The organism is Methylobacterium sp. Leaf111 (assembly GCF_001423285.1).
Classification (GTDB): domain Bacteria; phylum Pseudomonadota; class Alphaproteobacteria; order Rhizobiales; family Beijerinckiaceae; genus Methylobacterium.
The window spans coordinates 765,618-790,143 of the sequence record NZ_LMNE01000001.1 but is presented as its reverse complement, the minus strand read 5'-3'; the positions used below and the strand labels follow the sequence as shown (position 1 = coordinate 790,143).

The following is a 24,526-nucleotide window of genomic DNA, read 5'->3' as shown; positions in this document are numbered from 1 at the left end:
GGGCGCTTATCCCGCCAAGGCGGCGGCGACGGCGGCCTGGTCGAACCCCTTGAGGCCGATCACCACGAGGCGGCCGTCGCGGAGCTCGCTGGACTTCCAGGGGCGGTCGTAATGGTGGGCGATGCGGGCACCGACGCCCTGGACCACGAGGCGCATCGGCTTGCCGGTAACCTCGGCGAAGCCCTTGATGCGCAGCACGCCCTCCGTCTCAGCGGCGCGGGCGACGCGGATGGCCAGGTCCTCGGCCGAGGCCGTGGCCGCCACCGGCAGCGCCACCGAATCGAAGTCGTCGTGGTCGTGGTCCTCGCCCTCGCCGTGGTGGGAGGGACGCGCGTCGAGGTCGTCCTCGGCCGCCGCCTGGATCCCCAGGATCACGCGCGGGTCGAGGCGGCCGTGCTCGGCCTCCACCATCTTCACCGCGCGGGGCAGGTGTTCGGTGACCTCGGCCCGGACCTTGGCGCGCCCGGCCTCGTCGAGGAGGTCGGCCTTGTTCATCACCACGAGGTCGGCGCAGAGGAGCTGGTCCTCGAACACCTCCTCGAGGGGATTGTCGTGGTCGACGCTTGCGTCGTCAGCGCGCTGGGCGGCGAGCGCCGCCGGATCGTCGGCGAAGAAGCCGGCGGCCACGGCCGGGCCGTCGATGACCGCGACCACGCCGTCCACCGTCACCCGCGAGCGGATCGCCGGCCACTGGAAGGCCTGGACCAGGGGTTTGGGTAGGGCGAGGCCCGAGGTCTCGATCAGGATGTGCTCGGGCGGATCGGCCCGGTCGAGGAGCTTGTTCAGGGCCGGCACGAAATCGTCGGCCACGGTGCAGCAGATGCAGCCGTTGGCGAGCTCGACGATGTCCTCGTCGCCGCAGCCCTCGATGCCGCAGGCGGCCAGGAACGAGCCGTCGAAGCCGATGTCGCCGAACTCGTTGACGATGATGGCGAGGCGCCGGCCGTTCGCGTTCTCCACGAGGTGGCGCACCAGGGTGGTCTTGCCGGCCCCGAGGAAGCCCGTGACGATGGTGCAGGGGATCTTGGCGACGAGGGTCATTCGGCGGCGTCCGGAAGGGGGGGCGCCGCGACGGGCGGCGGGAATGGGGGAAGGCGGGCGACGACGCCCTTGCGGAATTCCTGCGGCCGGGCCTTCCACGGCACGATGCCGTCCGGCGTCTCGGCATAGAGCGCCACGCCGTCCAGGATGGTGCCGGCCGACGCGACCGGGTCGAGATCGCCGTAGACGTAGGTCCAGCGGCCTTGCGAGGCCACCGCCACCGTGCAGGGGCGCTTGCAGACCGAGAGGCATTCGACGCTCTCGACCGTGATGCCCGGGTGGCCGCCGGCGCTCACGGCGTCCTGAAGCGCGGCGAGCAGGCGGGCGCCAGCCCGCGGCTCCGAGGCGTCGCCGGCCGTCCGGCAGGTGGCGCAGACGTAGAGGGTGACGGCGGCGTGGTCCGTGTCAGGCCGCGGGTTGGGCATGTGGTCAGGCATGGGTCGGCCGCGCGTGGGTCGGCCGGGTCTTGCCGAACAGCCCCCAGGCCCAGCCATAGGCCAGCCCGATCACCGCCCAGAACACGAAGGCGATGCCCAGCGAGCGCGCCGCGAACTGCGCGGCGTAGGAGGCCGGCAGGTTCGAGGCGGCGTGGCTCGCCTCCGGCGCACCCGCGAGATGGGGCGCGACGAGGAGCACGATGCCGCCCGCGATGGTGATCGGCGCCCGCCGGATCGCGATGAGGTAGAGCCCCATGGCGGTGGCCGCGGCGGTCATCACCCACCAGAACTGGCGGTCGGCCAGCGGCGCGGCCTCCATCCCGGGGAGTTCCGGCGCGAGGCCGAGGGCGGGGGCCAGCGCCACCGCGAGGAAGCCGCCGATGGCGAAGCGCAGGCCGGTCTCGGGGCTGGGCTCGCGGTTGCAGGCCAGGAGCACGGCACCGAGCAGGAACGCGTAGCCGACGCCGCCCACCAGGGTGGCGAGCGCGGTGAAGGCCATGCGCGGCAGGCCGGGGCCGGGCTGCCAGTCGGGCGCGACCTCGCCGCCCGCCACCGAGGGATCCTTGGTGCCGTGATCGTGACCGCCATGGACGCGGACGATCAGCGAGGCGGGGGTCGGCCGAACGGGGGCGGCGGAGGCCTGCGTCTCGTAGCGCTCGGCCGCGATGATGAGCGGCGAGGTGAGTGCGAGCTGCAGGCCCGTCGCGACGACGGCCGCGAGGAAGCCGGCGACCAGGGCCGCCGACACGAGCCGGATGATCATGGGATTGTCTGCCTTAAGCGGAGACGCTCAGTGGCAGGGGAAGTTCTGGCTGTGGCGGAAGTCGTGCGCCGCGTTGTGCAGCGCCATCGCGGGGGCGAAGCCTGCCATGAACACGAGGCCGAGGCCGAGGAAGGCGGCCACGAGCACGGCGCCGAGGCGCTCGTTGGTGCGGGTGCCGGTCAGGACGAGGGTGTTGGTCGACATCGGGTTCATCTCCTGGCCGCCCCGCCGGCGGCCGTCAAGCATCGAGCGGGAGGACGGCAGGTCTCCTGGCTCGCGGGTCGCTGGTCCTGCCGCCTTCCCGGATCGCTCCAGTGGCTGATGGCAGTCCCGTCTCCGCTCACAGTTGCGGGGGCAGCTGCGGTTTCGAGGTCGCCCCCTCACCGCATTCCCTTTTCACCCCGTCGCCGGGGCACCGTCCGGTCCACGCTTCTACGCGGTTGCCGATCTGCTGACAACGCGGCCCGGATCGGATTCCCGCCTTTGACCCGGGACCTCGATTTCGGGCACAGCAGGCCGCATGCCGCATCCTCCACCCAGACTGACCCTCGTGCTCGGCGGCGCGCGCTCCGGCAAGAGCGCCCATGCCGAGGGGCTGATCGAGGCGCAGCCTCGGCCCTGGCTCTACCTCGCCACCGCCCAGGCCTGGGACGACGAGATGCGCGAGCGCATCGCGCTCCACCGCGCCCGCCGCCCGGACGGCTGGATCACGCAGGACGTGCCGCTCGCCCTGCCCGAGGCGGTCGCCGCCGCGACCGGGCCGGTGCTGGTCGATTGCCTCACCCTCTGGCTCACCAACCTGATCCTGGCGGAGGCCGACGTGGACGCCGCCACCGCCGCGCTGCTCGCGGCCTGCGCGGCGGCCTCCGGCCCGGTGGTCCTGGTGGGCAACGAGGTCGGCCTCGGGATCGTGCCGGACAACGCGCTGGCCCGCCGTTTCCGCGATGCGGCGGGGCGCCTGCACCAGCGCCTCGCGGCCCAGGCGGACCGCGTCGTCCTCACGGTGGCGGGCCTGCCCCTGATCGTGAAACCCCAACCCGGAGCCACCCCATGACCGACGCCGACCGCCATCGCGAAAAGATGGAGAAGCGCAAGGCCGTCCAGGATGCCGAGGTGGCGGAGAAGACGATTGAGAAGGGGCTCCTCATCGTCAACACCGGGCCGGGGAAGGGCAAGACCACGGCGGCCCTCGGGCTGATGCTGCGGGCGCTGGGCCACGGCTGGCGCGTCGGCGTGGTGCAGTTCATCAAGGGTGCCTGGGACACCGGCGAGAAGCACGCCCTCACGGCCTTCGGCGACCGGATCGACTGGCACACCCTCGGCGAGGGCTTCACCTGGGAAACCCAGGACAAGGCCCGCGACATCGCCGCCGCCGAGCACGCCTGGGCCAAGGCCCTCGACCTCATGGCCGATCCGACGATCCGCCTCGTGGTGCTGGACGAGCTCAACATCGCCCTGCGCTACGACTACTTGGATCTCGAGGCCGTGGTGGCGGCCTTCCGGGCGCGCCGACCGGACCTCCACGTCGTGGTCACCGGCCGCAACGCCAAGCCGGCCCTGATCGAGGCCGCCGACCTCGTCACCGAGATGGCGGTCGTGAAGCATCACTTCGCCGCCGGGGTGAAGGCGCAGGTGGGCATCGAATTCTGATGCGCTTCGTCCTCGGCCCGGTCGGGCTCCTTGTCCTGTCGGGCATCCATCCGGCCTACGCTGAAACCGCGCCGGCCTGGCCGGCCAGCTATCTCGGCCGCGTCGAGGCCCTGGCGGTGGTGGAGGGCCTGAACGCCCGGCTGCTCGCCAGCCGCTCCGCCACCGCGACCCTCGAAGGCTGGTGCACCGAGCACGGCATGGCCGCGACGCCGCGGCTCGCGGCGAATCGGCAGCGCGGCGCGGACAAGCCCGCCTCGGAGGAGACGCGCCGGCGCCTGAATGCCGGCCCCGACACCGTCCTCCGCTACCGTCAGGTGCGGCTCGCCTGCGGCGACCACGTCCTGTCGGAGGCGGACAACTGGTACGTGCCCGAGCGCCTGACCCCGGAGATGAACCGCCTGCTCGAGACCACCGACACGCCGTTCGGCCGGGCGGTCCAGGCCCTCGGCACGACGCGGCAGACCATCGGGGCGGAACTCCTGTGGCAGCCCCTGCCGCAAGGGTGGGAGCAGGCGCCGCCCCCGGCGTCGACCTGCGGCGACCTCGCGATTCCCGACCATCTGTTCCGGCACCGGGCCGTGCTGTTCACGGCGGAGCGCGTGCCGTTCTCGGAGGTGGTCGAGACCTACGGGGCCGCCATCCTGGCCTTTCGTCGCGCCGCGCGGCCCGCCGATCCGGCCTGCGCCGCATCCCCGTCGGACGGGCCGCAGCCATGACCCACGCCCTCATGATCCAGGGCACCGGCTCGGATGTCGGCAAGTCGCTGATCGTGGCCGGGCTGTGCCGGGTCTTCGCGCGGCGCGGGCTCGCCGTGCGGCCCTTCAAGCCGCAGAACATGTCGAACAATGCCGCCGTCACCGCCGATGGCGGCGAGATCGGGCGGGCCCAGGCGTTGCAGGCGCGGGCGGCGGGGGTGGCGCTATCGGTGCACATGAACCCGGTGCTGCTGAAGCCCCAGAGCGAGACCGGCAGCCAGGTCGTGGTCCAGGGCCGCATGGTCGGCACCGCCAGGGCGCGGGACTATCAGGCCTGGAAGCCGCGTCTCCTCGCCTCCGTGCTGGAGAGCTTCTCGTACCTGAAGGCGCAAGCCGACCTCGTGGTGGTGGAGGGGGCGGGCTCGGCGTCCGAGGTCAACCTGCGGGCCGGCGACATCGCGAATATGGGATTCGCCCGCGCCACCGGCACGCCGGTGATCCTGCTCGGCGACATCGACCGGGGCGGCGTCATCGCCAGCCTCGTGGGCACCAAGGCGGTGATCGACCCGGAGGACGCCGCGATGATCCGGGGCTTCCTCGTCAACCGCTTCCGCGGCGATCCCAGCCTGTTCGCCGACGGCATGGCCACCATCGCGCAGGCGACCGGCTGGCCGAGCTTCGGGCTGATCCCGCACTTTCCCGACGCGGCGCGCCTGCCGGCGGAGGACGCCCTCGGCCTCGCGGGCTCGGACACCGGATCGGCCCGGCGCAGGGTCGTTGCCGTGCCGGTGCTGCCGCGCATCGCCAATTTCGACGACCTCGACCCGCTTCGGGCCGAGCCCGACGTGGCGGTGGTGCTGGTGCGCCCGGGCGAGCCGATCCCGGTGGCCGACCTCGTGCTCCTGCCGGGCTCGAAGACCACCATCGACGACCTCGACGCCTTTCGCGCGGAGGGCTGGGACATCGACCTGCGCGCCCATGTCCGGCGCGGCGGGCGGGTGCTCGGGCTGTGCGGCGGCTACCAGATGCTCGGCCGGCGCATCGACGACCCGCACGGCATCGAGGGTGCGCCCCGCTCCGTGCCGGGTCTCGGGCTCCTCGACGTCGAGACCGTGATGACGCCGGTGAAGCATCTGGCCGCCGTGACCGGCACGAGCCAGCCGGACGGCGTGCCGTTCTCGGGCTACGAGATGCATGTGGGCGACACCACCGGGCCGGACACCGCGCGTCCGGCGATCCGGCTCGCGGACGGGCGCCTCGACGGCGCGGTCTCGGCCGACGGCCGCGTCACCGGCACCTACGTGCACGGCCTGTTCTCCGACGACCGCCAGCGGGGCGCCTGGCTCGGCCGCCTGGGGGCGGCCCCGAGCGGGCTGGCCTACGAGGCCGGCATCGAGGCGGTACTCGACCGGCTCGCGGATCATTGCGAGGCGCATGTCGCCTGCGACGCGCTGCTCGCCCTGGCCTCGTAGCGTCCCGACGGTTTTAGGCTTGGCGCCGGAACGCCTGCCTCACGACGGGTGCGGCGAGGAAGCCTCCATGATCCCGTCCCCGCCCCGGATCGACCCCTGCCTCGGCCTCGGCGCGAGCCTGATGTTCGTCGTGCTCTCGGCGCTCCGCCGCGACGCCGCGCGCCGGGGCGCGGCGGAAGCCGGCCCGAGCCTCAGGGGGGCGTAGGCGCGCCCCTCTCCGGGATCGGCACCGCGTAGGCGTGCGGCGCCCCGTTCCGAAGGCTGTCGAACAGGACGAGGACCCGGCCCGATCCGAGCGGGACCACGGCCTCGGCCTTGCCGTCGATGACCTTGCCCTTCTCGTTCTCGCCGCGGACCGGCGTGAGGGTGGCGACGGGGGTCAGGGCGCCGGAGGGCAGGTCGACGAGGGACAGCCGAAAGGGAACGGGCAGGCCGTTGCGGGACGAGCCCGTGAGCACCAGCATCCGTCCGTCGGGCAGGATCGTGAGGTCGCGGACGCCCGCATCGGGTCCGGCCTCCAGGGGGATCGTGCCGATTTCGGCCGACAGGGCGGCGTTTCCATCCGCGAACAGCGCCTCGACCGGTACGGAGACGAGGAAGGCCTTGCCCGCGAGGCTCGGTGCCCGCAGGCCCGCGTAGAGGCGCCCGCCCACGACCGCGAGCCCTTCGACGTTCAGGCCGTTCGGCTGCGGCGTGCCCTCCGGCGGCAAGGCGTTCCAATCGAATTCCAGGTCGCGCAGCACGGAGTCGCGCACGGGCGCGGAGGCCATCAGGGCGTCGAACAGGCGGTAGGTGCTCACCGTCTCCGCGGCGGCGGTGCCGTCGGCGTTCGGCCGCAGGCGCGTGAGGATCATCGACGACAGTTTGTACCTGCGCTTGCCCCGGGTGCAGCCGTGCGACCCGGTGACGTAGAAGAAGGGCTCGGCATAGGCCACGGCCTCGCCGTCGAGCTGATCGAACCTGCCCGGACCGCCGCTGCATCGGGACTGCGCGGGGGGCGTGCCCCGGATGGCCGGCGAGGGCGCCGTGCCGAGGTCGTAGGCGGTGGCGCCGGGCGTCAGCGTGGTCCCGGCGAGGCGGGCGAACTGCGCGCCGCGGTTCTCGTCGTTGACCACGACGCAGAGGCGGCTGCCGTCCGCGTCGGTCGGGCGGCAGGCCATGCCGCTGAGGTCGTAGGCCCCGTCGCCCTTCGTATCGCCGTCGAAATCGCGGGTGACGGTGTAGGGCGTCGGCAGGCCCTCGGCGGTGCGGCCGGGGGTCGGAGCGGCGAGGCCGAGGGCGGCCAGCGCCAGGGCTCCCCGTCGCCCGAGGCGTGTCGTCTTCGACCGGATCATGCGACGGCGACCTTGAGGAGGACCAGGAGGAGGAGGGCGAGTCCGAACAGGAATCCGCACGCCGTGCGGTAGAGCGCAAGCGCCCGTTCCACGTCGGCCGGGGTCGCCTCCGTGCGCCCGTCGCCCATCCAGCCATCCGCGACGCGGGTGGTGCCGTAGGTTCGGGGGCCGGCGAGCGCCAAGCCGAGAGCCCCCGCCATGGCGGCCTCCGGCCAGCCGGCATTGGGCGAGCGGTGGCGGCTGGCATCTCGCCGCACCGCCCGCCAGGCTTGGCCGGGCGAAGCGCCGGCATGGACGGCCGCGGCCGCGACGAGGAGCAGGGCGGTCAGCCGCGAGGCCGGAAGGTTCACGAGATCGTCGAGGCGGGCGGCGGCCCAGCCATAGGCCTCGTGGCGCGGGGTGCGGTGGCCGATCATGCTGTCGGCGGTGTTGATCGCCTTGTAGAGCGCGCCGCCGGGCAGGCCGCCGACCCCGATCCAGAAGGCCGGCGCCACGATGCCGTCGGAGAAGTTCTCGGAGAGGCTCTCGATGGCCGCCCGGCAGATGCCGGCCTCGTCCAGGGTCTCGGGATCGCGCCCGACGATCATCGACACCGCGCGGCGTCCGCCCGCGAGGCCCTCGCACCGCAGATCGGCCGCCACGCGGGCGACGTGGTTGTGCAGACTGCGCTGGGCCGGCAGGCTCGCCGCCAGCAGGGCGAGGACGAGGAGCGCGGGCAGGAGGCCGGCGGCGCCGGCCAGGGCGGTGAGGGTCAGGGCGAGGCTGCCGACGACCCCCAGAAGCACGAGGAGCCCGGCCACGCCCGCGAGCCGGCGGCGAACCGGTGCCCCCCGGTTCCAGTGGCGGTCGAGGGTCGCGATCAGCGCGCCGATCCAGGTGACAGGATGGCCGAGCGCCCTGTAGAGCCGATCCGGATAGCCGGCTGCCGCCTCGACGGCGAGGGCGAGCACCAGGACGATGAGCGTATCGGGCGGATGGGTGAGGGCGGTCCAGGACATGCGGTCTCGGTGATGGCGCGCGGCCCGGGGATGGGTGACGGAATCGCCCATGGCGGCGATCTCGATGCCGCCCGACGCCTCTTCCCGCAAGCGCTCGAGCCCTGGCTGGATCTCTCCACGGGGATCAATCCGGTGCCCTATCCGTGTCCGGTCCTCGACGCCAGCGCCTTCCGGGGCCTGCCTTCGGCCGCCGACCTCGGCGCCCTGCGCGCGGCCGCCGCCGACGCCTACGGGGTGGCCGATCCGGACCGGATCGTCGCCGCGCCCGGAACCCAGATCCTGATCGAGACCCTGCCGCGCCTCGTGACACGCGCCCGCGTCGCCGTGGTGGGGCCCACCTATGCCGAGCACGCCGCCGCCTGGGCCCGGGCCGGCCACGCCGTCGTGACCGTCCCGGGGCTCGGGGCGGCCCGGGACACGGACGTGGTCGTCGTCGTGAACCCCAACAATCCGGACGGACGGACCTGGGAGGCCGGAACGCTGCGGGCGCTCGCCAACGACCTGGCGGGCCGCGGGGGCCTGCTCGTCGTCGACGAGGCCTTCGCCGACCTGGAGCCGATCGAGACCCTGGGGGCCTCCCTCGGCCCGGGCCTCGTGGTCCTGCGCTCTTTCGGAAAGACCTACGGTCTCGCCGGCATCCGGCTCGGCTTCGCCCTCGGCGAACCGGGCCTCGCCGCCGCCCTCGCGGAGGCGCTCGGGCCCTGGGCGGTCTCGGGCCCGGCGCTGGCCATCGGGCGCGCCGCCCTGTCCGACGCGCCCTGGCGGCGGGAGGCCGCCATCGCCCGGGCCGCGGATGCCGCGCGCCTCGACCGGATGATCCTGCGGGCCGGCGGGACGCCGATCGGCGGCACTTGCCTGTTCCGCACCGCCGACTTTCCCGACGCGCCCGGCCTGTTCGACCGCCTCGGCGCGGCCGGGATCTATGTCCGGCGCTTCGCCGGGACCCCCGCGCGCCTGCGCTTCGGCTTGCCGCCGGACAAGGCGGCCTGGTGCCGGCTGTCGCGGATCCTCCGGTAAGGGACGATCAGGCGCCCCTCGGCTCCAGCACGTTCACGAGGAAGCCCGCGCCCGCCAGGAGGATGCCGACGGCGCAGACGCCGGACCAGCCGGCCATGAGGAAGGCCTGGGAACCGGCGAAGGCCCCGAACGCCCCGAATACGAACATCACCGTGAACAGCACGGTGTTGATCCGCCCGCGGGCGCTCGGAACGAGGGCGTAGACCCGGGTCTGGTTGGCGATGAGGGCGGCGTTGAGGCCGATGTCGATCAGGAGGACCCCGAGGCCCACCGCGATCAGGGACCAGGCGCCGCCCGCCCACAGCACCGCGAAGGCCGCGACCACGAAGAGGGCGCCGGCCACCACCATCGGGCGCGGGCCGCGCCGGTCCGTGAAGCGGCCCGAGAGCGGTGCCACGAAGGCGCCCGCGACGCCGATGACGCCGAACATCCCCGCCCCGGCCGCCGTCAGGTTGAAGGGCGGCGCCTCGACCAGCAGGGCCAGGGTCGCCCAGAAGGCGTTGAAGCTGGCGAAGAGCAGCCCCTGCGACAGGCTCGACCGGCGCAGCACCGGCTGGCTGCGCACGAGGTGGAGGATCGACAGCATCAGGGCGCGGTAGCGCAGGGGCCGGGTCTGCGGAATCTTCGGCAGCGTGGCGGCGGCGATGCCGGTCATCCCCAGCGCCACGACCGCCGCCGCGAAGAACACCGCCCGCCAGCCGTACTGCGCGCCCACGAGGCCGCTGGCCGTGCGCGCCAGCAGGATGCCGGTGAGGAGGCCGGTCATCACCTGGCCCACCACGCTGCCGCGGGTGGCGTCCGGCGCCAGCTCGGCGGCGAAGGGCACCGCCTGCTGCGCCGCCGAGGCGAGGATGCCGATGACGAGGCTGGACAGGGCCAGGCAGGCGAGGTTCGGGCTCAGCGCCGCGGCCAGGAGCGCCACGGCGAGGCCGAGGGTCTGGCCGATGATCAGGCTCCGGCGGGACAGGGTGTCCCCCAGCGGCACCAGGCCGAGGATGCCGAGCCCATAGCCGACGAGGGAGGCGGTCGGGACCCAGAGGGCGGCACGCTCGCCGAACTCCCCGACGAGGAGCCCGAGGAGGGGCTGGTTGTAGTAGATGTTTGCGACGGCCCCGCCCGCGATCAGGGTCAGCCCGAGCCGGGCCCGCGGCGTGAACCCGTGGCGTCCGGCCGTATCGGCCTGTGCTCCGCCGCTCATGCGGGGCGGCCCTCGGCGACTCCGCGCGCGGACAGGCAGGGGGGCGGGCAGGCTTGGAGGGTCATGCGCGGGATCTCGGGGGGGCGGCGGAGCCGGGGCCGCGATGGGATCCGGGCGCCGACGGGGGCATCCGCTGCCCGGTTAGGCCTGCGCACTGGCTTCGGCAACCCGGAACGGTCGGACGAGGGATGGGAATCGGTCTTCGTCGCCCCTGATCGTCCGGCCCGACTTGGCCCCTACTCTTTCGCGCACGGAGGCTTTGTCTTGCCGCCACCCCCTCGGCCACGTCGTCGCGGGGTATGTGCGCGGAATTTCAGTCGTCCCATATACCGAATGTTATGGGCGACCTGTGTTGCGGCTTTCCTTCCTGCACCCTGCACTTGGAATTCTGCGCAACTTGCGCTCTGATTGAAATCGGACCCGGTGAGTCGCGGCGTTCGCGGAGGTCAAGTCGGCGCTCCTGCAAGGCCGCGCTCATCGTCCAGGGAGTTTCGAATGGCGACCTACCGCGTCAACTTTGCCAAGCAGATCCTGGGTGTGCCGTTCACGGTCGGCTCGGTGGACATCACCCGCGCCCGGGATCCGATGCGCGCGCTGCGCGCCGCCGAACTGCGCTTCGCCCGGCAGCACGGGGTCGTGGATTGGCGCGAGCGGGCGGACCAGGCGGAGATCGCCCCGGCTTCCGGCCAGGATTAGGGCCGCGCCCCCGCCCTGCGCGTCTTTACGGCCACGGTCTCTGGTCCTGCGCGTGGAGCCGCCCTAAGGTAGCGGCCAAGCCGGGACCCTACGACGCGTGGGGCCGCCGGTGCGCCCAGGTCGGGCGCCAGTGAGGGGGCAGGCGGCGTGCCATGGCGGCGATCTCTTTCTTCGGCGATCTGCTCCAGACCATCAGCGACCGGGGCCGGGATCTCATCGGCATCGGGCGGGGTGACCTGGCGGCCCGTGCCACCGCCCAGGAACTGGTCAAGCTCTGCGAGGATCTGATCTCCCGGCGCGGCGAGGCCTCCGGGGTGGCCCTGGCCCGGCTGATCCTCGAACGCTACGCCACCCTGGCCCGGCCCGAGCGTACCGGTTTCCTGCGCCTCGTCGCCACCGAGTTCGCCGCCGACCATGCCGCCGTGGACGAGGCGATCGCGGCCTACCGGGCCGATCCGACCCGGGCGGCCCTGGGCGCCCTCCACGATGCGGCTGAGCCGCGGAGCCAGGAACTCATCCGTCGCCTGAACCTCGCCAAGGACGGGACCCGCGCCCTGGTGCGGATGCGCGAGGACCTGTTCGGGCTGCGCCGCGAGCTCCGTCAGGAGGAGGCCGACCCCGACCTCATCGACGCCGCCGACAGCCTCGACAGCGATTTCGAGCACCTGTTCGCCTCGTGGTTCAACCGCGGCTTCCTGGTCCTGCGCCACATCGACTGGACGACCCCGGCCCACATCCTCGAGAAGATCATCCGCTACGAGGCGGTGCACGAGATCACCGGGTGGGACGACTTGCGCCGGCGGATCGAGCCGACGGATCGGCGCTGCTTCGCGTTCTTCCATCCCGCCCTGGTCGACGAGCCGCTGATCTTCGTCGAGGTCGCGCTCACCGCCGGCATCGCCCCCGCCATCGCGCCGATCCTGGCCCATGAGCGCGAACCCCTGCCGCTTAAGGCCGCCACCACGGCGATCTTCTACTCGATCTCGAACTGCCAGAAGGGGCTGGCCGGCGTCACCTTCGGCAACTTCCTGATCAAGCAGGTGGTCGAGGACCTCGCCCGGGAGATCCCGAGCCTGAAGACCTTCGTCACCCTCTCGCCGGTCCCGGGCTTCTCCGCCTGGCTCGACCGCGAGCGCCGCTCCGACGCGCCGCAGGGGCTGACCCGCGACGACGTCGAGGCCCTGCGCATCATCGACGAACCGGACTGGCAGACCGACAAGGCCAAGTGCGAGGCCGTGCGCAAGGCGATGATCCCGGCGGCGGCCGCCTATTTCCTGCGCGCCAAGAACGAGCGCGGGCGGCCCCTCGACCCCGTCGCCCGGTTCCATCTCGGCAACGGCGCCCGGCTGGAGCGGCTGAACTTCCTCGGTGACGTCTCCCCCAAGGGGCTCGCCCAATCGCGCGGCCTGATGGTCAACTATCTCTACGACCTCTCGGCCATCGAGAAGAACCACGAGACCTACGCCAATCTCGGCACCGTCGCCGCCTCCAGCGCGGTGAGCCGCGAGCTCCGGAGCAACCTGCCGCCGATGCGGGCGGTGGCCCTGGCCGAGGCCTGAGCCGTCCACCCACGCCGCCCTCGGGCGACATCGCATTTCCCGCCACCTCGATGGAGCGAAGCGAAGATCGTAGGAAACCGACGATCGACAGCGTATCCGTCCCCGTCATGTCCGAAACGCCGATGACCAATCACCTCTTCGACCTCGTTCGCCAGAGCCTGCCGGCCGATCCCGCCGCCAAGCTGTTCCTGGAGACCGGCGAGGGCGCCCGCTACTCCTACGCGGACCTCATCGTGCGCTCGGGCGCCTACGCCGCGGCCCTGGCGGCCGCCGGGGTGAAGCCCGGGGACCGGGTGGCGGTGCAGGCCGAGAAGAGCCCGGAATTCCTGTTCCTGTATCTCGGCGCGGTTCGGGCCGGGGCGGTGTTCCTGCCCCTGAACACCGCCTACACCCCCACCGAGATCGCCTACTTCCTGGGCGACGCCGAGCCGGCCCTGTTCGTCTGCGATCCGGCCAAGCACGAGGCCCTCGCGCCCGTAGCGCGGGATGCCGGCGTGCCGGTGGTGCACACCCTCGACGCGCGGGGCCACGGCACCCTGGCCGAGGCCGCCGATGCCGAGACGGAAGCCTTCTCCGACGTGGCGCGCGGCCCGGACGACCTCGCGGCCATCCTGTACACCTCGGGCACCACGGGGCGCTCCAAGGGCGCCATGCTGAGCCACGAGAACCTCGCCTCGAACGCCCGCACCCTCGTCCAGGCCTGGCGCTTCACGGCGGAGGACGTGCTGCTCCACGCGCTGCCGGTATTCCACACCCACGGCCTGTTCGTCGCCACCAACACGGTGCTGGCCAGCGGCGGAACGATGCTGTTCCTGGGGCGGTTCGATCCGACCCAGGTCCTCGCCCTGCTCCCGCGCGCCACCGCCATGATGGGCGTGCCGACCTTCTACACCCGCCTGCTGAAGGAGGCCGGCCTGACGCCGGACGCCACCGCCGGAATCCGTCTGTTCGTGTCGGGGTCGGCGCCGCTGCTGGCCGAGACGCACCGCGACTGGCAGGCCCGCACGGGCCACGCCATCCTCGAGCGCTACGGCATGACCGAGACCAACATGAACACCTCGAACCCCTACGCGGGCGCGCGGGTGGCGGGCACCGTCGGCCCGGCCCTGCCGGGCGTGGCCGTGCGGGTGGTCGACCCGGAGACCGGGGCGGTCCTGGCGGCCGATGCCGTCGGCATGATCGAGGTGAAGGGTCCGAATGTCTTCCAGGGCTACTGGCGGATGCCGGAGAAGACGGCGGCCGAGTTCAAGGCCGACGGCTTCTTCATCACCGGCGACCTCGGCAAGATCGACCCGGACGGCTACGTCCACATCGTCGGGCGCGGCAAGGACCTCATCATCACGGGGGGCTACAACGTCTACCCGAAGGAGATCGAGAACGAGATCGACGCCCTCCCGGGCGTGGTCGAGTCCGCGGTGATCGGCCTGCCCCATGCCGATTTCGGCGAGGGCGTCACGGCGGTGGTGGTCGGCCGGGCCGACGTGCCAGACGAGGCCGCGATCCTGCGCACGCTCGAAGGCCGGCTCGCCCGCTACAAGTGCCCCAAGCGCGTCCTCTTCGTCGAGGAATTGCCGCGCAACACCATGGGCAAGGTCCAGAAGAACCTGCTGCGGGACGCCCATGCGGGCCTCTACGCGCCCGGCGGCGCCTGAGGCGGCACCGCCGGCGGGCCCCAGCGCGGGACGGCCTTCGCTGGGTCCGTCCGCTACGCCGCCCGGACGGTGCCGAGGAAGTTCTGGACCTCGGCGCTGAGGTGCTCCGACTGACGCGACAATTCCCCGGCGGCCCCGAGCACCTGGGCGGCGGCTGCGCCGGTCTCCTCGGCCGCCTGGGCGACGCCCGTGATGGTGCTGGTGACGTCCGTGGTCCCCACCGAGGCCTGGGCCACGTTGCGGACGATCTCCTGCGTCGCGGCGCTCTGCTGTTCCACTGCCGCCGCGATCGCCGTCGCCACCGTGTTGATGTCGCGGATGCGCGTCGTGATCGAGCCGATCGCCGTGACCGCGTGGCCCGTGGCACCCTGGATATGCCCGATCTGGCTTCCGATTTCGTCGGTGGCCCGGGCGGTCTGGTTGGCGAGTTCCTTCACTTCCGCCGCCACCACGGCGAAGCCGCGTCCCGCCTCCCCGGCGCGGGCCGCCTCGATGGTGGCGTTGAGGGCCAGCAGATTGGTCTGGCCGGCGATCGTCGAGATCAGGCTCACCACGTCGCCGATCCGGGACACGGCGGCGCTCAGCTCCTGGACCAGGGCCGAGGTGGTGTCGGCCTCGGTCACGGCCGACTGCGCCATCTGGGAGGAGTTCGAGACCTGGCGGCCGATCTCGTGCACAGAGTTGCCGAGTTCCTCGGCGGCCGCCGCCACGGTGCTCACGTTGACGGAGGCTTCCTCGGTGGCCGTCGCCACGGTGATGGATTGCGATGCGGTCTCGCGGGCGGTGGTGGTCAGGGTCCCCGCCGTCGCCTGCAGTTCGGTCGACGACGCGGAGACCATGCCGATGATGCCGCCCACGGCACCCTCGAAGCTGTCGGCGAGTTCGATCATCGTTGCGCGGCGTGCGGCCACTGCGGCTTCGTCGGCAATGCGGCGGATCTGCGCTTCCTCGGCACTCTTCCGGGCGACCATCGCCTTGATGCCGTCCACCGCCTTGCCGACGGCGCCGATCTCGTCGCCGCGCCGGGCCTCAGGAATGTCTGCATCGATCTCGCCCTGGGCCATGCGGTTCAGGATCACGACCAGACGGCCCAGCGGCCGGGTGATTCCGAAGACCACGATGGTGCCGCACAGGAGGGCAGCCAGAACGAGACCGATGGCGGTGACGGTGATCAGCCGTTCGATCGCGATCGACATGTCCGCTTCGAGCGCCTGCTTGCCGGCCTTCATCTCCTCGGCGACCCGCTGCGCACGCTGCTCCACCAGCCTGTTCAGATTGAGCCGGGCGGGTTGCGCATCGTGCTGGACGATCTGGGCTGCGACTGCATTCTCATTCCGGAGCCCGTGCTCGATGGACCGCGCCAGGACCGCGAAATAGGCCTCAGCCAAGCTTCGCAGATCCTTACCGATCTTGCGGCGTTCCGGCGTTTCGGCCAGTGCGATCAGCGTATCGATGACCTCAAGCGCCCCGGCCGTGGCCGACGCATACTGCGCCTTGTATTGCGCCATCGGGACTTCTTCGGTTTCCAGGATGATGTTCCGGGTCAACAGGGCCGCTTCCGCGATTTTCAGCTGCGCCTTGAGGTAAGCTTCCTGCCGCGCGCTGAGAACTTCGATCACTTGTCGCGACTGGTCGGCGATGTTGTTCAGCGACGCGCGGGCGTAGAGGACGAGCCCGATGCTGAGGGCGCCCAGGGCGAACAGGGGAAGGGCGATCTTCGCCAGGACGCTGGCTTGATTGACGAAACGCACGTGCTTGGCTCCGCGGGTTGAAAAGCCATCGAATATGAGAGCTTCCGTGATGCGGGAGACTGGTATTGTTTGGTTAAAATACTATTTATGATCTTCTAATATTTAACTAAAATAATAGAGATGCGCGGTATAGCAATCATCGATCTAGAAATGTTGTCTTTCAAGGTTTTGTTCGATTGGTTGTGCGAGATCTGAGGCGTGCCTGCGTCCGGTCGAGATGTCTTTAAGGTTCAAGGCGGTGTGCTGACGCGGTCGGGGAAGCGCACCGCTTGTTTCGGTCATGTCCGCCGTCGCTTGATCTGCGCCGAGATTGGGCCGTGAGACGATCAACTTGCGAAATCGGGCGCGATGCGGAAGCCCGAGGAGGCGTGGCCGGAGCCGGAACGGTCAAGCCTGCGTCACGTTGATCCCGGGCGCCGAGACGACGCGGCGCCGAAGCACCGTCCATCCCGTTCCGGTCCTGCCATGCCATCTCCCTTCCGCCGCAGTCCCGTACCCGATGGTGAGGCGGCGAATTCCATCCTGTGGACGCTGCTGCTCGGGACTGCGCTGATCGCGCTCGCCGCCGCACCCCGGCGCGCGACCCGGACGCGTCCCGCCGCCGAGCCCGCCCAGCCCTCCACGGAGCCGGGCGCCCGCTCCCACGAGGGGGCGGCGGCGGCCTACGTCGCGGCGACGCAGGTCGCGCGCGGGCGCGCCGCGGGCTCGCCCACCGAGATCACCGCCTCGGGCTGGAAGGACATCCTCTACCGGGTCTATCTCGAGTTCAATCAGGACCGGGTCCTGTCGGTGGCGGCGGGCGTGACCTTCTACTCGCTGCTCTCGCTGTTCCCCGCCATCGCCGCGCTCGTCTCCTGCTACGGCCTCGTGGCGGATGTCGGCTCGATCAACGAGCATCTCGCGAGCATGCAGGGCGTGCTGCCCTCCGGCGCCATCGAGATCATCGGCGACCAGGTCAAGCGCATCGCCGCCAAAGGCAACGGCACCCTCGGCCTGACCTTCTTCACCAGCCTTCTGCTCTCCCTCTGGAGCGCCAACGCCGCCATGAAGGCGATGTTCGACGCCCTGAACGTGGTCTACGAGGAGGAGGAGAAGCGCTCCTTCATCATGCTGAACCTGCGCTCGCTCACCTTTACCATCGGGGCGCTCGTCTTCACCATCCTGGCCCTCACGGGCATCGTCGTGTTGCCGGTGGTGTTCACGTTCGTGGGCCTGAGCGACACCGCCTGGCTCGTCGCCCTGCTGCGTTGGCCCGCGCTCCTGGTCGTCCTCCTCGGAGGCCTGTCCCTGCTTTATCGCTACGGTCCGAGCCGCCAGCGGCCGCGCTGGCGCTGGGTCGGGGTCGGCGGCGCGGTGGCGGGCCTGCTGTGGCTCCTCGCGTCGATCCTGTTCTCCTGGTACGTCTCCAGCTTCGGCAACTACAACGAGACCTACGGCTCCCTCGGTGCCGCGATCGGCTTCATGACCTGGATCTGGATCTCCACGACGATCGTCCTCCTGGGTGGCGAGATCAACGCCGAGATGGAGCACCAGACCGCGCGCGACACCACCACCGGCCCCGAGCGGCCCATGGGCGCCCGCCGGGCGCGCATGGCCGACACCCTCGGCGCCGTCGCCTGAGGGCGGCCTCCCCACGGGGGCGTCGGGGGCCTATCTAAGCGGCATCGTCCCCGCCTCTGAGGAGCACAGGCCCGATGTCTTCGCCTCCCACGTCCTCTTCCCCCACGTCCTCTTCCTCCATGTCTTCGGCCACCGCGGACGAGATCCAGACCCGCAGCGAGGCCGAATGGCGCGAGATCCTCACGCCGGACCAGTATCGCGTGTTGCGCGAGCACGGCACCGAGCGGGCCGGGACCAGCTGCCTCAACGCCGAGAAGCGTCCGGGCGTGTTCCACTGCGCCGGCTGCGACGCCCCGCTCTTCGTCACCGGCACCAAGTTCGAGAGCGGGACCGGCTGGCCGAGCTTCTTCGATCCCCTCGACGACGCGGTGGAGACGACCGTCGACCGCAGCCACTGGATGACCCGCACCGAGGTGCATTGTGCCCACTGCAAGGGCCATCTCGGCCACGTCTTCGATGACGGTCCGCCGCCCACCGGACTGCGCTACTGCATGAACGGCCTCTCCCTGCGCTTCGAGCCGGAGGCCTGACGGGCATCGACACGAGGGACCGATCGGGTTTCGATGGGGACGGATCGACGGATGAGGGGGAGCGACGGCGGGGATGGTCTTGATTTCGCCGTCGTTTTGCTTAGTCCGGAACGAGAATTATTAACCGATCTGCCCCGGCTACGCGGGGAATGAACGCAGATCATATCCTATGTCATTGTTCCACGTGGAGGGCCGCCGGGCTCGGCGCGGGGAACCACCTGAAAGCCGGTCTGTCCACCTCGCGTCGCGGGAGGTCGGCGGCCCTGACGTCAGTGTCCGCCCGGATCTCTATCGCCGGGTCGACCGACATCGCGGAGAATGTCGATGAGCCTCGTACGCCGGTTTCTCGTGGCCCCCGCCCTGGTCCGCCTCATCCGCAAGGAGCGCGGAGGCTCCCGGATCACAGAGGGCTACTTCGCCCCCCAGGCCGGCCGCGTCTCCTACGTCCGGGTCGACGGGCAGGCCTGCCACCTCGTCCTGGTGACCACCGCACCGGACGGAACGTCCAGCGAAGAGCGCACCGATGTGCCGCGCGCGCACGGCGATGCGCTGATGGATGTCTGCTCGGGCAAGGCCGCCTATGACCGCACGGCGCTCGCCCTCGGCGGCGGCCGCGAGGCGCTGATCGACCGCTACGTGGCGCCCGGCGAGTTCGACCTCGTGAGCGTGTCCTTCGACGGCGCCGACGAGGGCCAAGGTTTCCCGGTGCCGGCCTGGTTCGGTCCCGAGGTCACCGGCGATCCGAGCTACGACCGGCACGCGGTGGCCCTGCAGGGCGTGCCGCATCCCGGCGAGATCGGCCTGTCCAATGCCGCCCTCGACGCCGTTCTCGACCTGATCGAGCCGCGCTTCGGCTTCGGGCGCTACGGCGCCCCGAAGGCCAATGCCGGTGACGGCGACGGGATGATGAAGGCGCTGCGCCGGGTCGCGGGCGGAAGCGCGGCGGCGGCACCGGTCGCCGCCGAGGCCGCACCCGCGCCCGCTCCTCCGGCCGAGGAGCCTGCTCCGGTCGAGGCGCAGGCGGCCGCGGTCCCCGAGGCGGGGGATGCGCACGCACAGCCGGAGCCTGCGAGCGAGCCTGCCGCCGAGGGCGCGCCCGCCATCGACTCCCGCATCGACGACGTGATCGAGAGCCTGTCGCAGGCGCTCGGCAACCCGCAGCCGAAGGGCGCCGCGCGCGGCGAGGACGACATCGCCGCCGAGTTCGAGCGCTGGACCGTTCGTCCCCGTCGCACGCAGCAGACCTGAGCGACCGTCGCCGGACAGGGCGGTTCGCCCCGCCCTCCGAGTGATCCGGGCCGGAACGGGCGCCGGCGCGGTCCGATGGGCGCGAGCGGCCGGCGACGCGTGGGGCGAGGCCTGTCCCACGCGGCCGGCCCTCGCGCGAGCGCCGGCACGCACCCGTGCCGAAGATCCGCATCCGCGCCGAGAGCCGAAACTGGCGATCTCCCGGCGCCAGTCTGCCTGCCCGCCGCCGGAACCTTTTCCCGCGAAGGGCATGTAAGCGCTCGTGGTTTGTCATTGCAGCCCACCGCCCGCGATTGAGCGACGCGAATAAACTGGCTAGCGTCGGGATTAACAATCGGTGGGTTGCGCAGAGCGCAGCGGGAGGGATCATGGCCCAGGCGACGACGTACGGAACGGCACCGGCCGCGGTCCCACGTCCGGTCAAGGAGCCCTGGTACAAGGTGCTCTACATCCAGGTGCTGATCGCGATCGCCCTCGGCGTGCTCCTCGGCTGGCTGCAGCCCGAATGGGGCAAGTCGGTCAAGTGGCTCGGGGATGCCTTCATCGCCCTGATCAAGATGATGATCGCGCCGATCATCTTCTGTACCATCGTGCACGGCATCGCCTCGATCGGCGACCTGAAGAAGGTCGGCCGCGTCGGGTTGAAAGCGCTCGTCTACTTCGAGGTGGTCTCCACCATCGCGCTGCTCATCGGCGTTCTCGTGGGCGAGGTCGTCAGGCCGGGTGCCGGCTTCAATGCCGACGTCACCAAGCTCGATGCCAAGGCCGTGGAGAAATACGCCAAGATGGCCGCCGACGATTCGGTGACCGGCCACATCATGGCGCTGATCCCGAAGAGCTTCTTCGACGCCTTCGCCACCGGCGACCTGCTGCAGGTGCTGCTGATTTCGATCCTCACCGGCGTCGTCGTCACCGGGATGGGCCAGCGCGGCGAGGCCATCACCCACGCCATCGACACGGCCGGGCAGATTTTCTTCCGCATCATCGGCCTGGCGGTGAAGCTCGCCCCCATCGGGGCCTTCGGCGCCATGGCCTTTACCATCGGCCAGTACGGCATCGGCAAGGTGATCGACCTCGCCTGGCTCGTCGGCACCTTCTACGTCACCGCCTTCCTGTTCGTGATCCTGGTGCTCGGCGGCATCGCCCGGGTCGCCGGATTCTCGATCTTCAAGTTCCTCGCCTACATCAAGGACGAGCTCCTGATCGTCCTCGGCACGTCGTCTTCCGAGACCGTGCTGCCGCACATGATGACGAAGATGCGCCGCCTCGGCGCGTCGGACTCGGTGGTGGGCCTCGTGATCCCGACGGGCTACTCGTTCAACCTCGACGGCACCAACATCTACATGACCCTGGCCTCGCTGTTCCTGGCCCAGGCCGTGGGGGCCGACCTGTCCTTCGGCCAGTACGCCACGATCATCCTGGTGGCGATGCTGACCTCCAAGGGCGCGTCCGGCGTCACCGGCGCGGGCTTCATCACCTTGGCGGCCACGCTCAGCGCCATCCCCAACAACCCCGTGCCGGTGGCGGCCATGACCCTGATCCTCGGCGTCGACAAGTTCATGTCGGAGTGCCGCGCCATCACGAACCTGATCGGCAACGGCGTCGCCACCGTGGTGGTCAGCCGCTGGGAGGGCGAGCTCGACACGGAGAAGCTGCGCCAGGTCATGGCGCACCCGGTTTCCATCGGCACCGACATCTCCGACCACGCACCCGAGATGGAGTCGAGCGCCACCGCCGCGGCGGCGTCCCCGATCCCGGCCGCGGCGCGCTGACGGGACCCGGACCTGTCCGAACCTCTGCGCATCGGCATCGATCTCGGCGGCACCAAGATCGCCGGGATCGCCCTCGCGTCCGATGGCACGACGCGGGCCGAGCAGCGGATCGCCACGCCGCGAGACGATTACGCCGCGACGCTGACGGCCATCGCGGGACTGGTCTGCGACCTGGAGGCGCGAGCGGGAGCCCCCGGCACGGTCGGCATCGGCATGCCCGGCGCGATCTCGCCGCGGACCGGACTCGTCAAGAACGCGAACTCGGTCTGGCTGAACGGCCGGCCCTTCGCGCAGGATCTCGAGCGAGGTCTCGCCCGCCCGGTGCGTCTCGAGAACGATGCCAACTGCCTCGCGGTCTCCGAGGCCGTGGACGGCGCCGGCGCCGGCCTGCCCGTCGTCTGGGCCATCATCCTGGGGACCGGCGTCGGCTCCGGGATCGCCCTTCGGGGCCGTGCCCTCTCGGGACGTGACCGGATCGCCGGCGAGTGGGGCCACAACCCGCTGCCATCCCCCCGCGACGACGAGCGTCCCGGCCCCGCCTGCTATTGCGGCCGGCACGGATGCCTCGAAACCTGGGTCTCCGGTCCGGCGCTGGCCGCCGACCACGCCCGCCGCACCGGTACGGCGACCCGGGGCGAGGGCGTGATCGCGGCCCTGCGGGCGGGCGACGCGGAGGCCCGGGCGACCGTCGACCGCTACCTGGATCGCCTCGGGCGCGGCATCGCCCACGGGGTCAACCTGATCGACCCGGACGTCATCGTCATCGGCGGCGGCCTCTCGCGGGTGCCGGAGATCCTCGCGGGCCTCCCTGAACGCGTGGCGCCGCACGTCTTCTCGGATGCGTTCGACACGCCGATCCGCCCGAGCCGGCACGGCGACGCCTCCGGTGTCCGCGGGGCGGCCTGGCTCTGGAACGGGCCCTGAACGACCGCGCGATCGATCCCAATGGGGTGCCCGAGGCGCTTGTCAGGGCTTTCGTTTTCACATAAAGATATCTTTATGTCTAACGCGGGACCTTCCTCGGCCACGGCCCTACCGTTTCCGGACGCCCTCGCCATCCTGCGGGCGGCGGCCGAGGAGACGCGCCTGCGCATCCTCGCACTTCTGGCCGCCGGAGAGCTCTCGGTTTCCGATTTGACCGACATTCTGGGCCAGTCGCAGCCGCGCATCTCGCGCCATCTCAAGCTGCTCGTGGAGGCGGGTCTGGTGGAGCGGCACCGCGAGGGGGCCTGGGCCTTCTTCCGCCTTGTGGAGGATCGGGCCTCCCTGGTCGAGCCGCTGGTGGCCGGGCTCGATGCCGCCCGGGCGCCGCTCTCGGAGGATTTCGCCCGCCTGGAGGCCGTGCGCACCCAGCGGGCCGAGGCCGCCCAGGCCTTCTTCGCCCGTCTCGCCCCCAAATGGGACCATCTGCGCTCGCTGCACGTGCCGGAGGCCATCGTCGAGGCCGCGGTCCTGGACGTGCTCGGCGACCGGCCGATCCAGAACCTCGTCGATCTCGGCACCGGCACCGGGCGCATGCTCGGGCTCCTGGCGGGCCGCGCCGCCCGGGCGGTCGGGCTCGATTCCAACCACGCGATGCTCTCGGTGGCGCGGGCGAACCTGGAACGCCTCGGCTTGTCGCGGGTCGACCTGCGCCAGGGCGACATCCACGCGCCGCCCTTCGGGCGCGGCGGGTTCGACCTCGTCGTCGTCCATCAGGTGCTGCACTACCTCGACGATCCGACCCGGGCCCTGCGCGAGGCCGCGCGTCTCGTCGCCCCCGGCGGGCGCCTGCTGGTGGTGGACTTCGCCCCCCACGACCTCGAGTTCCTGCGCGAGGCCCAGGCCCATCGCCGTCTCGGCTTCGCGCCCGAGCAGGTGACGGGCTGGCTCAACGATGCGGGCCTGCCCACCGTCACCACCCGGGACCTCGCCCCCACCGGCGAGGTCGAGGACCAGTTGACCGTGACCCTCTGGCTGGCCACCGATGCGGCCGAGAGGGCGGCCCCCGCGCCCGAGATGATCCCGGAGCGGGCCGTCGCCTGAGGGCGACGGCCCGTTTCCACCTGCACCCGAACCTGATCGACGACCGTCTGAACCGATCGACAGAGAGGACGACCCGATGCCTTCCGCCTCCCACCATCGCGCCAGCCGCGACAGCTATCGTCCGATCCGTGTCTCCATCGAGTTCTTCCCCCCGAAGACCGAGGAGATGGAGAAGATCCTCTGGTCCTCGATCGAGCGCCTCGCGCCGCTGCAGCCGAAATTCGTCTCGGTGACCTACGGTGCGGGCGGCTCCACCCGCGAGCGCACCCACAACACCGTCGCGCGGATGGTCAAGGAGACGAGCCTCCAGCCGGCCGCCCACCTCACCTGCGTCGACGCCACCCGCGAGGAGATCGACGCCGTCGTGCAATCCTACTGGGATGCCGGCGTACGCCACATCGTGGCCCTGCGCGGCGACCCGCAGGACGGGATCGGAACGGCCTACCGGCCGCATCCGGGCGGCTACGCCCAGACCTCCGATCTCGTCGCCGGCATCAAGCGCATCGGCGACTTCAAGGTCTCGGTCTCGGCCTATCCGGAGAAGCACCCGGAGGCCTCCTCCCTCGACGCCGACATCGACGCCCTGAAGGCCAAGGTCGATGCCGGCGCCGACCAGGCGATCACGCAGTTCTTCTTCGAGAACGACATCTACCTGCGCTACGTCGACAAGGTGCGCGCCGCCGGCATCGACATCCCGATCATCCCCGGCATCCTGCCGGTGCAGAACTTCAAGCAGGCGGCGAACTTCGCCCGCCGGACCGGCGCCTCGGTGCCGTACTGGCTCGCGGCCCGGTTCGAGGGGCTGGACAACGACGTCGAGACCCGGCGCCTCGTGGCGGCGGCGGTGGCGGCCGAGCAGGTGCTCGACCTCGTCGACCACGGCGTCAACGACTTTCACTTCTACTCGATGAACCGGTCCGACCTCGTCTACGCCATCTGTCACGTGCTCGGCCTGCGGGCGCAGGCACCCAAGGTCGCCGCCAAGGCGGCATAAGCAAACGTCATCCCGGGGCGCCGAAGGCGAGTCCGGGATCCGACACGCCGACCCTGTCGAACTTCACTGTCCGG

At 71.3% G+C, this 24,526-nt stretch carries 24 protein-coding genes and 1 riboswitch; of the genes, 16 read left to right on the top strand and 8 right to left on the bottom strand.

Annotated elements, in window-relative coordinates; genetic code table 11:
• Nucleotides 1-6 precede the first annotated feature (6 nt).
• Genes cobW through ASF41_RS03475 form a run of 4 tightly spaced genes read right to left on the bottom strand, consistent with a single transcriptional unit; the run spans nt 7 to nt 2,445 of the window.
• Nucleotides 7-1,041, bottom strand: coding sequence for a cobalamin biosynthesis protein CobW (gene cobW / locus ASF41_RS03490; protein WP_056490837.1), 1,035 nt, complete (start codon nt 1,039-1,041; stop codon nt 7-9).
• Complete coding sequence (locus ASF41_RS03485) at nt 1,038-1,478, bottom strand: DUF1636 domain-containing protein (protein WP_244479537.1); 441 nt, start codon at nt 1,476-1,478, stop codon at nt 1,038-1,040. Before ASF41_RS03485 ends, cobW begins: the two co-directional genes overlap by 4 nt.
• Nucleotides 1,471-2,241, bottom strand: coding sequence for a CbtA family protein (locus ASF41_RS03480; protein ID WP_056214759.1), 771 nt, complete (start codon nt 2,239-2,241; stop codon nt 1,471-1,473). Before ASF41_RS03480 ends, ASF41_RS03485 begins: the two co-directional genes overlap by 8 nt.
• A 27-nt stretch (nt 2,242-2,268) precedes the next feature.
• On the bottom strand, nt 2,269-2,445 hold the full coding sequence (locus ASF41_RS03475; RefSeq protein ID WP_055947494.1) for a CbtB-domain containing protein: 177 nt from the start codon (nt 2,443-2,445) through the stop codon (nt 2,269-2,271).
• Nucleotides 2,446-2,482: 37 nt separating this feature from the next.
• A riboswitch (cobalamin riboswitch) is annotated at nt 2,483-2,676 on the bottom strand.
• 85 nt (nt 2,677-2,761) lie between these two features.
• On the opposite strand from ASF41_RS03475, the gene cobU reads away from it, so the two are divergent.
• The 5 genes from cobU (at nt 2,762) to ASF41_RS24580 (ending at nt 6,263) form a co-directional block, all read left to right on the top strand.
• The gene (cobU, locus tag ASF41_RS03470; RefSeq protein WP_200941247.1) at nt 2,762-3,295 is read left to right on the top strand and encodes a bifunctional adenosylcobinamide kinase/adenosylcobinamide-phosphate guanylyltransferase; all 534 of its coding nucleotides are present in this window, start codon (nt 2,762-2,764) and stop codon (nt 3,293-3,295) included.
• Nucleotides 3,292-3,891 (top strand): cob(I)yrinic acid a,c-diamide adenosyltransferase, encoded by a 600-nt coding sequence (cobO, locus tag ASF41_RS03465; RefSeq protein ID WP_056275327.1) that lies wholly within the window; start codon nt 3,292-3,294, stop codon nt 3,889-3,891. The genes cobU and cobO overlap by 4 nt, the downstream gene beginning before the upstream one ends.
• The gene (locus ASF41_RS03460) at nt 3,891-4,607 is read left to right on the top strand and encodes a hypothetical protein (RefSeq protein WP_056490831.1); all 717 of its coding nucleotides are present in this window, start codon (nt 3,891-3,893) and stop codon (nt 4,605-4,607) included. Before cobO ends, ASF41_RS03460 begins: the two co-directional genes overlap by 1 nt.
• A complete protein-coding gene (locus ASF41_RS03455; protein WP_200941246.1) occupies nt 4,604-6,058 on the top strand; it encodes a cobyric acid synthase in 1,455 nt (484 codons plus the stop codon). Before ASF41_RS03460 ends, ASF41_RS03455 begins: the two co-directional genes overlap by 4 nt.
• 67 nt (nt 6,059-6,125) lie before the next feature.
• Nucleotides 6,126-6,263 (top strand): hypothetical protein, encoded by a 138-nt coding sequence (locus ASF41_RS24580; protein ID WP_156389707.1) that lies wholly within the window; start codon nt 6,126-6,128, stop codon nt 6,261-6,263.
• Here the strand turns inward: ASF41_RS24580 and ASF41_RS03450 are convergent.
• Together ASF41_RS03450 and cbiB are read right to left on the bottom strand one after the other, a co-directional pair.
• A complete protein-coding gene (locus tag ASF41_RS03450) occupies nt 6,250-7,392 on the bottom strand; it encodes a DUF3616 domain-containing protein (RefSeq protein WP_056490828.1) in 1,143 nt (380 codons plus the stop codon). The two genes, ASF41_RS24580 and ASF41_RS03450, sit on opposite strands and share 14 nt — an antisense overlap.
• Nucleotides 7,389-8,390 (bottom strand): adenosylcobinamide-phosphate synthase CbiB, encoded by a 1,002-nt coding sequence (gene cbiB / locus ASF41_RS03445; RefSeq protein ID WP_056490825.1) that lies wholly within the window; start codon nt 8,388-8,390, stop codon nt 7,389-7,391. Before cbiB ends, ASF41_RS03450 begins: the two co-directional genes overlap by 4 nt.
• 12 nt (nt 8,391-8,402) lie before the next feature.
• On the opposite strand from cbiB, the gene cobD reads away from it, so the two are divergent.
• Nucleotides 8,403-9,407, top strand: coding sequence for a threonine-phosphate decarboxylase CobD (cobD, locus tag ASF41_RS03440; protein ID WP_056490823.1), 1,005 nt, complete (start codon nt 8,403-8,405; stop codon nt 9,405-9,407).
• Nucleotides 9,408-9,414: 7 nt separating this feature from the next.
• Here the strand turns inward: cobD and ASF41_RS03435 are convergent, their stop codons facing one another.
• Complete coding sequence (locus ASF41_RS03435; RefSeq protein ID WP_056490820.1) at nt 9,415-10,605, bottom strand: MFS transporter; 1,191 nt, start codon at nt 10,603-10,605, stop codon at nt 9,415-9,417.
• A gap of 495 nt (nt 10,606-11,100) precedes the next feature.
• Here ASF41_RS03435 and ASF41_RS03430 point away from each other — a divergent pair, with 495 nt between their 5' ends.
• From ASF41_RS03430 to ASF41_RS03420, 3 genes are all read left to right on the top strand, one after another.
• The gene (locus ASF41_RS03430) at nt 11,101-11,301 is read left to right on the top strand and encodes a hypothetical protein (RefSeq protein WP_056214779.1); all 201 of its coding nucleotides are present in this window, start codon (nt 11,101-11,103) and stop codon (nt 11,299-11,301) included.
• Between the two features lie 152 nt (nt 11,302-11,453).
• Nucleotides 11,454-12,860, top strand: coding sequence for a malonyl-CoA decarboxylase (locus ASF41_RS03425; RefSeq protein WP_056352535.1), 1,407 nt, complete (start codon nt 11,454-11,456; stop codon nt 12,858-12,860).
• Between the two features lie 122 nt (nt 12,861-12,982).
• Complete coding sequence (locus ASF41_RS03420) at nt 12,983-14,512, top strand: malonyl-CoA synthase (protein WP_244479536.1); 1,530 nt, start codon at nt 12,983-12,985, stop codon at nt 14,510-14,512.
• A gap of 53 nt (nt 14,513-14,565) precedes the next feature.
• On the opposite strand, the gene ASF41_RS03415 is transcribed toward ASF41_RS03420, so the two are convergent.
• Nucleotides 14,566-16,263, bottom strand: a complete 1,698-nt coding sequence (locus ASF41_RS03415; RefSeq protein ID WP_056490816.1) for a methyl-accepting chemotaxis protein — start codon at nt 16,261-16,263, stop codon at nt 14,566-14,568.
• 465 nt (nt 16,264-16,728) lie between these two features.
• Between ASF41_RS03415 and ASF41_RS03410 the strand changes: the two genes are divergently transcribed.
• From ASF41_RS03410 to metF, 7 genes are all read left to right on the top strand, one after another.
• Complete coding sequence (locus ASF41_RS03410; protein ID WP_056214791.1) at nt 16,729-17,883, top strand: YihY/virulence factor BrkB family protein; 1,155 nt, start codon at nt 16,729-16,731, stop codon at nt 17,881-17,883.
• Between the two features lie 119 nt (nt 17,884-18,002).
• Nucleotides 18,003-18,413 (top strand): peptide-methionine (R)-S-oxide reductase MsrB, encoded by a 411-nt coding sequence (gene msrB, locus ASF41_RS03405; RefSeq protein WP_056214794.1) that lies wholly within the window; start codon nt 18,003-18,005, stop codon nt 18,411-18,413.
• A gap of 324 nt (nt 18,414-18,737) precedes the next feature.
• Nucleotides 18,738-19,661, top strand: a complete 924-nt coding sequence (locus ASF41_RS03400) for a hypothetical protein (protein ID WP_056275692.1) — start codon at nt 18,738-18,740, stop codon at nt 19,659-19,661.
• A gap of 368 nt (nt 19,662-20,029) precedes the next feature.
• Nucleotides 20,030-21,433 (top strand): dicarboxylate/amino acid:cation symporter, encoded by a 1,404-nt coding sequence (locus ASF41_RS03395; protein WP_056490813.1) that lies wholly within the window; start codon nt 20,030-20,032, stop codon nt 21,431-21,433.
• 24 nt (nt 21,434-21,457) lie between these two features.
• Nucleotides 21,458-22,357 (top strand): ROK family protein, encoded by a 900-nt coding sequence (locus ASF41_RS03390; protein WP_056214800.1) that lies wholly within the window; start codon nt 21,458-21,460, stop codon nt 22,355-22,357.
• Nucleotides 22,358-22,432: 75 nt separating this feature from the next.
• Nucleotides 22,433-23,458 carry a metalloregulator ArsR/SmtB family transcription factor gene (locus ASF41_RS03385; RefSeq protein ID WP_056214805.1) on the top strand — a complete coding sequence of 342 codons (1,026 nt, stop codon included), beginning with the start codon at nt 22,433-22,435 and terminating at the stop codon, nt 23,456-23,458.
• A gap of 76 nt (nt 23,459-23,534) precedes the next feature.
• Nucleotides 23,535-24,452, top strand: a complete 918-nt coding sequence (gene metF, locus ASF41_RS03380) for a methylenetetrahydrofolate reductase [NAD(P)H] (protein ID WP_056214808.1) — start codon at nt 23,535-23,537, stop codon at nt 24,450-24,452.
• Nucleotides 24,453-24,526 lie beyond the last annotated feature (74 nt).